Consider the following 13,321-nt stretch of genomic DNA (forward strand, 5'->3'; position numbering starts at 1 on the left):
TTTGAGCTAAAGTTAAGATTTTTAATAAACTAAAAGTAAGTTTACACCTCTATTGTTTGCCCTTTTTTAGACGCCTTAAAAACGTATGTATACAACCACATAAGTGTAAATGATGGTATAACATCTAACCCTGGTATAATCTCTTCCAAGAAAGTAAATGCACCAGCTGCTTGACCTACCTTGCCTTTATACATTCTAGTCATAAGCCAACCTGCTAAGGGTGCCCAAACTATATCTGAAAATTCACCAACAAATGGTATAACGAAAGACAGCATACCTATACCGTCAAAAAGCAAACCCATAAAAAGTTGCTTGTATTTTTTATCTTTTAAAATTGACATATTGAAAAATTAGTTATTCTAACTTAAGAATGCAACAAAGATGCCAAATTTTAAAAATAAATAAAAGACGAGTTAAGGCATATTAAGAAAGTTTTGCGCTTATCAATTTCAAGAATTCGTTTCTTGTCTCAATTTTCTCGAACTGACCTCTAAAGCCAGATGTTGTAGTTACCGAGTTTTGTTTCTGAACACCACGCATCATCATACACATGTGCGATGCTTCAATTACCACAGCAACACCCTTAGGTTTTAAAGTATTGTTAATACACTCTAAAATATCATGTGTTAGCCTTTCTTGAACTTGTAACCTTCTAGCGAAAACATCAACTACACGTGGTATTTTACTTAGCCCAACTATTTGTCCGTTAGGGATATATGCAATATGAGCCTTACCAAAGAATGGTAACATATGGTGCTCACATAACGAGTATAATTCAATATCTTTTATGATGACCATATCATCATAATCTTCTTTGAACATTGCCCCTTGTAAAATCTCTACAGCATCTTGCTGATACCCTTGTGTTAAAAACAACATGGCTTTAGCTGCACGTTCAGGTGTTTTAACCAAACCTTCCCTAGATACATCTTCACCTATTTCATCAATTATGGATGAATATCTGCTTTTAACTTCATCGGTAATTTCAAGATTGTATTCTTCTAAATTTTTATATGGGGACATAAATTTCTATTTGTGTTTAACCTAATTAAATTTAAGTTGAACAAATTTAATGATTTCTTTCATCATCAAACGTAAAAATATCATAAATAGTTCACATTGCAGTATTGCCATATCTAATCACCCTTTAACTATATTAAGATTAACTTAAAACGAATAACTATTTTTAGCATGCTCCTTTTTCATTAATTTTGAATTTTAATATAATTATACTTCTAACACCAACTTTCTCATGATAAAGGCTTCTAACATTCATAAATATTACGGAGAATTAGAAGTACTGAAAGGTGTTGACCTTCATATAAAGAAGGGAGAAATCGTTTCCATTGTTGGTGCTTCTGGTGCCGGTAAAACTACTTTATTACAAATCTTGGGAACCTTAGATGTACAGTCTAACCGAAAAGACAGTACCCTACTAATAAATAATATTGAAACTACAAATTTAAATGATAAAGATTTAGCGAAGTTCAGAAATGAACATATAGGTTTCATCTTTCAATTTCATCAGCTATTACCAGAATTTACGGCCATTGAAAATGTATGTTTACCTGCATTCATTAAAAAAACACCAAAAGCCGATGCTGAAGTAAGGGCAAAGGAACTTTTAGATTTCTTAGGGTTATCGCATCGATATAATCATAAACCATCAGAACTATCTGGTGGAGAACAACAACGCGTTGCGGTTGCTAGAGCATTGATCAATAATCCGTCCATTATTTTTGCCGATGAGCCTAGTGGTAATTTAGATTCTGAAAGCGCCGATAATCTTCATAAACTATTCTTTGAATTAAGGGAAAAATTTGGACAAACTTTTGTTATCGTTACCCATAACAGCGAACTGGCAGAAATGGCCGATAGAAAATTAACCATGGTAGATGGTAAAATTGTTGACAAAGAAATCATTTTAGCATAAGCAAAACAGATGCTAGAAGAACTTTTATCATTTGCAAAGAATCCGGTTTATGAACAGGATATCAATACTCCGATTTCCAACAAATTAAGAATATTTTTTAAGCTATTGATTATAGCATTATGCACAAGCATTGTGCTGTTACTGATTGCTAGTGTAGTTGAAAATTTACTTCAACTTGAGATGGGTAAACATGCAATGGACGATTTGTTCGAGAACTACTCCCCTTTACTTATTTTCTTCTTAGCGGTAGTAGTAGCTCCTTTTTTTGAAGAATTACTTTTTAGAGGACCATTAATCTTTTTTAAAGATTCAAATTTTTTCAAATATGCTTTCTATGTATTTACTATCGCTTTTGGCTTCATGCACATTAGTAATTTTGAAATGAGCACACAAGTAGCATTGTTTTCACCATTATTGGTCGCACCACAAATAGGTGTAGGTTTTCTTTTAGGATTTATACGCGTTAAATTTGGACTGGTTTGGTCAATGGCACTGCATGCTTGCTACAACATGGTACTCATAGTCCCTGTATTGATAATGCAAATTTTAGAAATACCTATTGAATGACAAAAAGTGAGTTAAAAGTATTTTTAAACGAAAAGGTTCTTCAGTATAATAATCCTGAATTCTTAGAAACTGACCCTATACAAATTCCACATCTTTTTACATTAAAAGAGGACATTGAAATAAGTGCATTTTTAACGGCAACCATAGCTTGGGGCAACAGAAAAAGCATCATCAATAATTCGCATAAACTTATAGAAAGAATGGGGCAAAGTCCGTACGATTTTGTAATCAACCATACCGATGATAATCTAGAAAGTTTAGCTGGTTTTGTGCATAGAACTTTCAATGATATTGACCTTACCTACTTTATACAGAGTCTAAAAAATATTTACAAAAATCATAACGGATTAGAAGGTGTTTTTACAACACATCAAACAAAGGATAGTCTACAGCCCACAATTTCAGAATTCAAGAAAATATTTTTTGAATTACCGTATGAGCAACGTACAACCAAACATGTTTCTGACCCATTAAAGGGTTCCGCAGCAAAAAGAATAAACATGTTTTTACGTTGGATGGTTAGAGATGCCACCACCAACGTAGACTTCGGAATCTGGAAAGGTATTCATCCATCAAAATTATCTTGCCCATTAGATGTACACTCTGGTAACGTAGCTAGAAAATTAGGTTTATTGAAACGAAAACAAAACGATGCAAAGGCACTAGCCGAGTTGGATAAAAATCTTAGAAAACTGGACCCAGTGGATCCAGTTAAATATGATTTTGCCCTATTTGGTTTAGGTGTGTTTGAAAAGTTCTAGTTTATTGCTTCTTTTTCAAATCTTTTATCGGTCAGTGTTTTCATAAAAGCAATAATTGCCTTTGATTCTGTATTGGTAAGGTTCAAAGAATCTGAAGGCAAAGTTTGGTAAGGTACATCTAAGCCCATACCTTGACCACCGCCAACATTGTAAAATTCAACAACTTCCTCTAGTGTTTTATACACCCCATTGTGCATATATGGTCCGGTTAAATCAACATTTCGTACGGTAGATGTTTTAAAGAAATGCTTCTTCTCCTCTACTTCGTAAGGGTAGTACTGCCCCCAGTCATCATCTAAAACAGGATTCTCAAAACTTGCATTTTTTGGCACTCCTAGATTTTCAAATTCGCTCTCCATATATTTTGGTGGAACGGTACCATTAAAAGCCGGTGGAAAGTGACAAGTGGCACACGCAGCCTTGCCCATAAAAAGGTTAAAGCCTTTAACTTCTTCATCGGTCATAGTTTCTTCAAGATTGTTCATATTTCGATCAAATTTAGAATCGAAAGGTGCTAAACTTCTTATGTAAGTTGCTATAGCGTTACGAACATTCATATCGGTAATTTTACCATCATAAAGCGAATCAAATTGAACTTTATACGCGGATTTTGCTTGAATCTTCTCTTCTAATTGTTCCAAATCAATATGAAACTCATTTTCATTATTGGTAACACCAACAATTTGATCTTCAAGTCCGTCTGCCCTACCATCATAAAATAAAGAACGCTGGTAAACGGCATAGGTTAAGGTAGGTGAATTGCGTTGCAAATCTTGTCCGTTTATCCCTTTGGCAATTTTATGACCATCAGTAAATGCTTTCTCTTTTACATGGCAAGTGGCACAACTTATAGTACCTGATCCAGATAAATCTTTATCATTGAACAACTGTCTACCTAGTTCAATTCTTTCTTCGGTAATATCTGGTGCTCTTTGGGTAGAGAACATTTTCATGTTAAAAAAATTCTTGTCAAACAAACTAGTTACTTTGGGGTCTAGCGCCCGAGATTTACTCAATTCAATATTCCAATCTTGCGCGGTTTTAGCTACTAAGTCCAATTGCTTATTAGTGTGTTGTTTTATAAAAGAATACCGATCAAAATCATCGAAATTCCCATTTTTAAGTACATCAATGGTAGCGGTAATTTCATCTTCCCATTGCGAGTACAATTTTTTATCTGTAAAAGCATCTTTGTAGATAGCTAAAACAACCTGCAAGGTTTCGTAGTTATAAATGGCTTCATTTAGGGAATTAGCCAACATAGGGGAATCAAAACCAGTAATACCTTTTGTAGCGATATTTACAATAGCATCGCGAATCATTTTTAAATGATGCCTATCTCTTTGCTTTATGAGAATATGATTTTTACGTACAAATGGAATTCTAATTTTCAAATATTCTAAAACAGTATGTAATTCTTTGTTTGTGAATCCTTCTTCAGTAAATAATAACTCTTCTAAAACTTGAAAGCTCTTCGGTTTTAAGATTTTAATATCTTGATGGTCATCTATTTCAACTTTTAGCAGATTAGGTGCATTCATTGAAATATAATTCTCATAATCATAGGCTATCAGCATTGGTTCTACTCTTTTATACCATTCTCTACTTTTAAGAAAAAGACTTTTATTATTTGACAAGGTATTAGAAGTATCTATTTGCTGCATATAATAAGAAGTACTATCCAATGCTATAAAATAATGTTCGCGAATTGCATCGTTGAACATTGATGTATCATTAGAGTTAATAGCCAATAATGGTTTGGTTTCTTGATCCTTACACGATAGAAAAAAACCAAAAAGAGAAACAACTATCCATTTATTATGCAGTATTCTCATGTTATATATTAAATTTTATAAATAGAAAAAAGGTTCCCAGTTAAGGGAACCTTTATAATTGGTTAAATTATTTCACTTATCTAGGTAAGCCTGTCAATTTGAACAAAACAGAACCTTCTAACCTAGCACTACCTTCACTAATTGCAGTTGGATCAACAAACTTAAGTCCGTCAGCTCTTACTGCAGTATCAGGAGTTGTACTAAAATTCCATCCGTGCACTTGAGCACCACCGATAAATGTTGGCTCAGAAGCACCGATAATATCGGTAACATCTATTAAACCTGTAATTTCCCACATACTATCAGTATTACCGATACCAACACTAGATGCATAAGTTTGGTCACATTCCATCACCTCTACAAAATCACCAGTATTTAAGTCTAATTGCCATAGTTTAGCAAAACCGGTAATATCTGCATTCAAATCAGCATACCCATTTGGATCTTCTTGAACGTAAGCATAGTTTTCTGTAACCAAAATATTATCAGGAGAATGCATACCGTCACCTTTACCACCTTCTAAATCACCGTCTACAACAACAGTTAATTTAGCAGGCGCCGTTGGATCTTCAGCATCAAGTACTAACTTGTAAACACGTCCAAAACCTGTACCTCTTAAGTTAAGATCTGGGTTATCTCCGCGAATTCTACCTGTTGCATTAAAATAAACCTCTCTTTGTGCTTCGGCAGTACCTCTTCTCCAATCGATATCTTCAATTCTCTGAAAACCAATAGCACCTAAATCGATTGCTTCTTGGTTTAACTCGTCAATTGTTCTTTCAGTAACTTCTACCCATTCCACATCATATTCAACATCTTGAGCCATTCCCATTTCAAATAACTGACCTCCTTCACCAGGAGCAGACTCTACAGGGTTAGTGCCTTTTAAAACATATAGTTTACCACCGTAAAGATCACCTCTTTGACCTACATACATACCAAAGTGTGCTTGAGGATACGTGTTATCACTATCATCATCACCCATAAAAATAACCGTTTGAGAAGCATATGCATCTTTGCCTATAGCAACTGCATTTTCAGTTGACCACTCACCCAATGCAGGTAATCTCTCAGCTTCTACCCTATCTTCTTTAGCTCTGAAAGGATTAACTTTGTAAACACCCTTAGCATTACCGCCCCATTCTCCACCAGAAAGGTAAAGAGGACCAAAACCATGCTCTTCAACAGTTATAGAAGAACCAGAACACATAGCTGTAAATGCTGTAGCAGTAGAGTTTACTATATAATCACCTTGTAAAGGTTGTAACTCAGAGTTCAACATTATTCTTGCAATAGAATAATCTGCTTCTAAGTTGTTGATCAATGCATAATTACCATCTTCAGCAGGGTAAAGTGCAGCACCATCCATAAAAGACCCGTACACAAAAGTAGAATCAGATTCTAAAATATCTGCTGATGACATAATCATATTCAATTCAGCAGAACCGCTAAACGCACCTTTTAATTCAAATAGCTCATTAGGCGTTACAGAGCTTGTTAACGGAATTGATTCTGCCAAAGTTAGATCTTGACCGTCGGCTCCGTCAGCACCATCGGCTCCGTCAGCGCCATCGGCTCCATCGGCTCCATCAACACCGTCTATACCATTGGTACCATCTACCCCATCTTCTCCGTCACAGCTCATTACAGCTAATCCTAAACAAGAAAGGAAAAGGGCTTTAATTAGTAAATTTTTTGATTTTTTCATTATCAATATAGTTTTTAGGTTACAAGGGCAAAACTATAGAGACAACCTTTTAATAAGGTATTCTAAAAATTAGGAATGAATGAACTAAACTTTATGTTAAAGTTAACATGTAAACTTAACTTGAAATTGAGGTGATCAAATCTTGAACTAAAGTTCAAATTAAATGCTAACTAATTAAATTAAAGATATTTAAGATACGATACCCATATTACCTAAAGATAATAATTGTTCTTTACCGCCTTCTAGAATTGATTTATAAATGGCTTCAACAATAATCATATCTCTTTTGCCCATTTCACCAGGAGCCATGTTTTTGGTTCCCAATAGCACATGCTTGGAAAAATCGTCCATTTGTAAAGCCTGCTGTTTTTTAAATGGAAATTCTATAATATTCCCGTTTGATGTTTGCCCACTTATTGGTCCATAACTATGAGCAGGATCAAGTTCAAACCAACCATCGGTACCATGCACCTTCAACCTATTACCGTTCGCGTTGTGTGAGGTCATCATATGGGCAACGGCACCATTGGCAAATTTGAATTGTGCAGTAATGGTCTCATCGGTATCTTTAAAATACTCTGGTCTTGTACTAAATTCTTGAGCAGAAACAGAAATAGGATTTTGTCCCGTACCATATATACTGGTTTGTATGGCATACACTCCCATATTCATTAAAGCACCACCACCAGAGAGCGATTTATCTAAACGCCATTGATCTGGGTTACCATTAGATATATAACCGGCGTCAGAAGAAACAAAAAGTACATTACCAAAAGTTTTCTCTTTTACATATTTTTTTACCTCATGGGTATATGGATCACTTTGCATTCTATAGCCTACACCCAGCTTTACATCATACTCTTTACAGGCATTGATTATTGCATCACATTCCTTTACGCTTACAGCCATTGGCTTTTCACATATAACATGCTTACCTGCTTTAGCTGCCCGAATACAAAAATCGGCATGCATACTATTTGGCAATACCACATAAATGATATCGATATCATCATTCTTAGCTATGGAATCAAAATTTTCGTAGTTATAGATATTCTTTTTTGGGATATTGTATTTATTGGACCAAATGGCTTCTTTTTCTTTAGTTCCCGTTACAATACCAGCTAAATAACAATGTTCTGTTTCTAATAATGATGGTGCCAACTGGTAGGTACTATAACTGCCTAAACCTACTAAAGCTATACCCAACTTCTTATTATTTTGCCCAGTTGTAAAGCCTTTTGCTAATGGAATACTACCAAATAGTGCAGTGCCTATAACTCCTTTCGTGGTCAGGCTACTAAAAGAACGTCTTGTTAAATGTTTCATATGTTTATTTTATACCTAAGAAATTTAAATAAAAAACATTGAACTTCACGAATCATTCAATGATTTTTACATTAAGAATAAATCAGGTTTTAAAATAGCTTATTCTTTAATATAATCAGTAAGAAAGGTTAATCTGTATTTCAGGTTCAATCTAATTTAATAGAACTAAAAATTAAGCATTTATTCTTATTTTCGTTAGACAACAGAACCTTATCAAACCATGAAAAAACTACTACAACTATCAATTTGTTTGGCAACCACGTTTGCCATTGGTCAGTCTAGGGAATTACCCATAGATACAGTAATTACCACGCAGCATACAGCCACCATTAATGGATCAACTTTTTCGTACACAGCACAAACCGGTACGCAACCTGTATGGGATGAAAATGCAAAACCCATTGCCTCTTTACATTATACCTATTATACCAGAAATAATATTAAAGATTCAGCTGCAAGACCATTATTAATATCGTTTAATGGCGGACCGGGATCTGGTTCTGTTTGGATGCATCTAGCATACACAGGACCTAAGGTTTTAAAAATTGATGATGAAGGTTACCCTGTACAACCTTATGGCGTGAGCGCAAACCCGTATTCGGTTTTAGATGTTGCCGATATCGTATATGTGAACCCCGTAAATACAGGATATAGTAGAACCATACCCGCAAGCGGTAAAGAGGTGGACAGGGATAAGTTCTTTGGTATTAATGCGGACATCAAGTATTTAGCCGAATGGCTAAACACCTTTGTTACTAGAAATAACAAATGGCGTTCGCCTAAATATATTATTGGCGAAAGTTATGGTGGCACACGTGTTATGGGACTTTCTTTAGCATTACAAAATCAGCAATGGATGTATTTAAATGGCGTTATAATGGTTTCGCCGGCCGACTATAAGGTTATCCGTAATTCGGGTCCTGTAGCTGAAGCAATCAATCTACCCTATTTTACCGCTGCAGCTTGGCATCATAAGGCTTTACCTCCAGCATTGCAAAATAAAGATTTACTGGAAATTTTACCGGAATCAGAAGCATATACCATAGATAAATTAATACCTGCATTAGCTAAAGGCGGATTCTTAGATACTACAGAAAAAGATGCTATTGCAGACAAAATGGCTTATTATTCAGGACTGGACAAAAAAGACATTTTAGATCAAAATCTTGTAGTACCAACCTCTTTCTTCTGGAAAAATTTATTAAAAGAAAAAGGTGGTTATACCGTAGGACGATTGGATTCTAGATATTTAGGGATAGATAGACAACTTGCAGGTATGAAACCAGATTACAATTCTGAATTGACTTCTTGGTTACATAGTTTTACACCGGCGATAAACTATTACCTACAAGAGGAATTGAACTTTAAAACCGATGTTAAATACAACCTATTTGGCCCTGTTCACCCCTGGAACAATGAAAACGATAATACTAGGGATAATCTAAGGCAAGCAATGGCACAAAATCCTTATTTAAACGTTATGATCCAATCTGGCTATTATGATGGTGCCACAACGTATTTCAATGCCAAATATACCATGTGGCAAGTAGACCCAAGCGGTCGTATGAAAGACAGATTTAGCTATAAAGGATACCGATCAGGGCATATGATGTATTTGAGAAGAGAAGATTTAAAAAACGCAAATGATGATATTCGCGAATTTATTAAGCGCACAATCGCTACAGATAGAAGTGCTAAATATTAAAAGCATTAGAAAATTATTTTTCTAGAACAGTAGAAGACATTCCCAATACAAGCAATGAATTTATTTCTGTTGTTTCTATTGGGAATTTCTTTTGAAATCCTGTATCGGCAGACTTAATTGCATCTCTATACAATTGCTCTCTTTTACGCTGCTTTTTCTTCTTAAAAATATCAATAGTGACCCCAACGGTAACACCACCTAGCACGGTAGCTAGAAGATCCTCGTTGCTCCATCCGCCATATTGTTTCTCATCGATACCTTCCTTTGCCAAACCTATAAGCAAACTACCGCCAACAGCACCAACAAACGTCCAAGTTCTATCCCCGTCAGAAATTTCATTTGCAATACCAGCACCAACTAATCCGTATAAATTTCCGCCTAAAAAGTGCAGTACCTTATCTTGCTTAATCTGACTATAAGTACCATTAATGGAAAACAAAAAAAGAAGAATAGCTAGTATTTTTTTCATACCGTGCAAAGATAAAAATTCTACAAGATGAACAATGTTATAATAGTGGTACAAATAAAGACTTCTATTCTTTATGCTTATTATTTATATTATCTTAGAAAATTAAATAGCTTATGGATTTAAAGAATTTTATTAAAAGCCTGTCAATAGTACATTTATTACTGTTGGGCGTATTAGTCGTTATCACTATTTGGGTGATTTATAAAGTCAATTCATTCAACTCTAACACTACAATTGAGGGCATGTTGCTTTATGTAGTACCACTTTTTGCCATGGTCGGTTATTTTGGAAGTCAGTGGATTTTTAAAAAAATAATTTCCAGTATTCAAATAGAAAGCAGTTTAGAGGATAAATTAAGAAAATATAAATCTGCATTACAACTTAAATATACTCTTATAGAAATACCTGCATTCATTGGTCTTTTTGCATATAATAATTCTGGTAATGCACTACCCTTGGTCATATCAATCTGTTTAATAGCTTACTTAGCGGTACAGCGACCAAATAAAGGTAATATCATAAAAAGTGTTCCGCTTACAAGTGATGAACAAGCAAAAATTGAAAAAGCATAAACAACTAAAATGAAAAAAGTAAATCTATTAATTATAACATGTATGCTATCATTATTAGGGTTAACTACAATTCATGCACAAGATTGGGCAGATTTAAACCATTTTAAAAAAGCCAATTCAACTGTCCCAGAATTACAGGAGAATGAAAATCGTATTGTATTTATGGGTAACTCCATTACCATAGGGTGGTTAAATAACAGGCCAGAATTTTTTGAAGGCAAACCATATATTAACAGAGGTATTAGCGGGCAAACAACTCCTCAAATGCTCATCCGTTTTAGACAAGATGTTATTGATCTGAATCCGAAAGTGGTGACTATACTAGCTGGCACTAATGATATAGCCGGTAATACAGGTTCGTCAACCTTAGAGATGATTATGGATAATTTAAAGGGGATGGCAGAACTTGCCCATGCTAACGGCATAAAAGTTATTTTGTCCTCTACCCTACCAGCTTATGATTACCCGTGGAAACCAGGTCTAGAACCATCAGGAAAAATAATTGCTTTAAACAAAATGATAAAAGAATATGCCGAAACTAATGGTCATATTTATTTAGATTATTTCTCTGCAATGGTAGATGAAAGAAATGGTCTTCCAAAAAAATACGCTGAAGATGAAGTACACCCAACAGTTGAAGGCTATAAGGTTATGGAGCCCTTAGTGGAAGCTGCTATTGCCAAAGCTTTGAAAAAATAAGATATAACAAAGCATTTGAATGTATAGTATAGCTATCCATACTAGTTAAGATTTGATTATTTTTGAAAAAATTTGATTACTATAAAATGAAAAAAACACTATTCCTATTGGTCGCTACGGCCATTTCATGTAACTCTTCTCAAAAAACCGTAAAAGATGTCGCTACGGAAGCGTCAACGGCAGCATCAGAAATTACGTTTGCAGAATCTATTACAGAAACAGAATTAAAAGACCATCTGTACATTTACGCGTCAGATGAGTTTGAAGGTAGAGAAACCGGACAACCAGGTCAGAAAAAAGCAATTGAGTACATAAAAGCTGAATATGAAAAATTAGGGATTCCTGCTGCTAAAACTGATGGAAACTATTTTCAAGAAGTACCGTTAGAAATCAGTAAACTTCCAATAGGGAAACTAAGCGTCAACGGAACAGATTTTCCAATTGGCGAACATGTCTTGACCTTTACCGCTGCAAATACCACTGCAGATGAAATAGTATATGTTGGTTACGGCATTGAAGATGAAACCTATTCCAGTTACAACGAAATAGATGTAAACGGCAAAATAGTTTTATTAAAAGCAGGCGAACCAAAAAAGACCGATGGAAACTTTGTAATTTCTGGCACGAATGAAACTTCCATATGGAGTAACATGTCAGAATCACTGACAAAAAGAATAAAGATTGCCGTAGATAAAGGCGCCATTGGTGTATTGTATTATGACACTGGTAACTTTAGCAGATTTAAACGCAGGTTTGAATCTATGAAACAAAACAATAGTGGCAGAATGGAAGTTGTAAACGATGATGCACCTGAGTTTTACAGTCTTTTTATAGATCAAGAGCTTGCTAAAAAACTGTTACCTGGTATAGAGACAGATAGTGAAACCAAAGTTTTATCTGAAAAAGTAGTACTAAGTTTTGAAAGTTCAAATGATAAAATAGGATCTGAAAACGTTGCAGCAATGATCAAGGGATCAGAAAAGCCAGATGAATATTTGGTGTTATCTTCTCATTTAGATCATATTGGTATTACCGGTTACGGAGAAATCAATAATGGTGCAGATGACGATGGATCAGGTACCGTTGCTCTATTGGAAATTGCAGAAGCGTTCAAGAAAGCCGCAGATGCAGGTGCGGGACCTAAAAGATCAATTCTTTTTTTACATGTTACAGGTGAAGAAAAAGGATTGTTAGGCTCACAATATTACACTGATGTAGACCCTATTGTTCCACTTGCCAATACCGTCGCCAATTTAAATATTGATATGATCGGTAGAATAGACCCCGAACGTGAAGGAGACCGTAACTATATCTATTTAATAGGCTCTGATAAGTTAAGTTTAGAGTTGCATAACTTATCTGAAGAAGTGAATAAAAAGTTCATGAATATAGAACTTGATTACACCTATAACGACGAGAATGATCCTAACCGTTTTTATTACAGAAGTGACCATTATAACTTTGCTAAAAACAATATTCCAATTATATTTTATTTCAATGGCACACATGCAGATTACCACAAGCCTAGTGACACACCAGATAAAATAAACTATGATTTACTAGAAAATAGAAGTAGATTGGTTTTTTACACTGCTTGGGAAATTGCAAATAGAGATAAAAAGCTGAAAGTAGACTAGCTTTAGATTCTTATTAAAATTAAAAGTCTGATAGTTTCTATCAGACTTTTTTTGTGCGTTATAAACTGAAAACCAATGCTATAAACTAAAAAAGTCTTGGAAATAAATC

The 13,321-nt window shown here is 34.7% G+C and carries 13 protein-coding genes; 7 read left to right on the plus strand and 6 right to left on the minus strand.

Translation table 11 applies throughout. The features are described 5' to 3' along the window. Window positions 1-41: 41 nt before the first annotated feature. Both SJY30_RS05625 and folE read right to left on the minus strand, forming a co-directional pair. Window positions 42-341: a hypothetical protein gene (locus tag SJY30_RS05625; RefSeq protein WP_396634614.1), complete on the minus strand. Its 300-nt coding sequence runs from the start codon at window positions 339-341 to the stop codon at window positions 42-44. A gap of 82 nt (window positions 342-423) precedes the next feature. After that, the gene (gene folE, locus SJY30_RS05630) at window positions 424-1,023 is read right to left on the minus strand and encodes a GTP cyclohydrolase I FolE (RefSeq protein WP_036154140.1); all 600 of its coding nucleotides are present in this window, start codon (window positions 1,021-1,023) and stop codon (window positions 424-426) included. Window positions 1,024-1,252: 229 nt separating this feature from the next. Here folE and SJY30_RS05635 point away from each other — a divergent pair, with 229 nt between their 5' ends. Genes SJY30_RS05635 through SJY30_RS05645 form a run of 3 tightly spaced genes read left to right on the plus strand, consistent with a single transcriptional unit; the run spans window position 1,253 to window position 3,261 of the window. Continuing rightward, window positions 1,253-1,933 (plus strand): ABC transporter ATP-binding protein, encoded by a 681-nt coding sequence (locus SJY30_RS05635; protein WP_036154139.1) that lies wholly within the window; start codon window positions 1,253-1,255, stop codon window positions 1,931-1,933. A 9-nt stretch (window positions 1,934-1,942) separates the two neighbouring features. Beyond that, on the plus strand, window positions 1,943-2,500 hold the full coding sequence (locus SJY30_RS05640; protein ID WP_396634615.1) for a CPBP family intramembrane glutamic endopeptidase: 558 nt from the start codon (window positions 1,943-1,945) through the stop codon (window positions 2,498-2,500). Further along, the gene (locus tag SJY30_RS05645) at window positions 2,497-3,261 is read left to right on the plus strand and encodes a TIGR02757 family protein (RefSeq protein WP_396634616.1); all 765 of its coding nucleotides are present in this window, start codon (window positions 2,497-2,499) and stop codon (window positions 3,259-3,261) included. The genes SJY30_RS05640 and SJY30_RS05645 overlap by 4 nt, the downstream gene beginning before the upstream one ends. Here SJY30_RS05645 and SJY30_RS05650 read toward each other — a convergent pair. From SJY30_RS05650 to SJY30_RS05660, 3 genes are all read right to left on the minus strand, one after another. Beyond that, entirely contained in the window at window positions 3,258-5,096 is a 1,839-nt protein-coding gene (locus tag SJY30_RS05650; protein ID WP_396634617.1) for a cytochrome-c peroxidase, read from the minus strand. The genes SJY30_RS05645 and SJY30_RS05650 overlap by 4 nt on opposite strands. A 76-nt stretch (window positions 5,097-5,172) precedes the next feature. Then, entirely contained in the window at window positions 5,173-6,804 is a 1,632-nt protein-coding gene (locus tag SJY30_RS05655) for an alkaline phosphatase PhoX (RefSeq protein WP_396634618.1), read from the minus strand. Between the two features lie 189 nt (window positions 6,805-6,993). Continuing rightward, on the minus strand, window positions 6,994-8,130 hold the full coding sequence (locus SJY30_RS05660; RefSeq protein ID WP_396634619.1) for a Gfo/Idh/MocA family protein: 1,137 nt from the start codon (window positions 8,128-8,130) through the stop codon (window positions 6,994-6,996). A 220-nt stretch (window positions 8,131-8,350) separates the two neighbouring features. On the opposite strand from SJY30_RS05660, the gene SJY30_RS05665 reads away from it, so the two are divergent. Next, window positions 8,351-9,835 carry a S10 family peptidase gene (locus SJY30_RS05665; RefSeq protein WP_396634620.1) on the plus strand — a complete coding sequence of 495 codons (1,485 nt, stop codon included), beginning with the start codon at window positions 8,351-8,353 and terminating at the stop codon, window positions 9,833-9,835. A gap of 13 nt (window positions 9,836-9,848) precedes the next feature. Here SJY30_RS05665 and SJY30_RS05670 read toward each other — a convergent pair whose 3' ends face one another. Next, the gene (locus SJY30_RS05670; protein WP_396634621.1) at window positions 9,849-10,304 is read right to left on the minus strand and encodes a hypothetical protein; all 456 of its coding nucleotides are present in this window, start codon (window positions 10,302-10,304) and stop codon (window positions 9,849-9,851) included. Window positions 10,305-10,417: 113 nt separating this feature from the next. On the opposite strand from SJY30_RS05670, the gene SJY30_RS05675 reads away from it, so the two are divergent. From SJY30_RS05675 to SJY30_RS05685, 3 genes are all read left to right on the plus strand, one after another. Then, the gene (locus SJY30_RS05675; protein ID WP_396634622.1) at window positions 10,418-10,876 is read left to right on the plus strand and encodes a hypothetical protein; all 459 of its coding nucleotides are present in this window, start codon (window positions 10,418-10,420) and stop codon (window positions 10,874-10,876) included. 9 nt (window positions 10,877-10,885) lie between these two features. Further along, window positions 10,886-11,575 carry an SGNH/GDSL hydrolase family protein gene (locus tag SJY30_RS05680; RefSeq protein WP_396634623.1) on the plus strand — a complete coding sequence of 230 codons (690 nt, stop codon included), beginning with the start codon at window positions 10,886-10,888 and terminating at the stop codon, window positions 11,573-11,575. Between the two features lie 86 nt (window positions 11,576-11,661). Then, a complete protein-coding gene (locus SJY30_RS05685; RefSeq protein ID WP_396634624.1) occupies window positions 11,662-13,212 on the plus strand; it encodes a M28 family peptidase in 1,551 nt (516 codons plus the stop codon). Window positions 13,213-13,321 lie beyond the last annotated feature (109 nt).

It is taken from the genome of Maribacter sp. R86514 (assembly GCF_044597005.1).
Taxonomy (GTDB): domain Bacteria; phylum Bacteroidota; class Bacteroidia; order Flavobacteriales; family Flavobacteriaceae; genus Maribacter.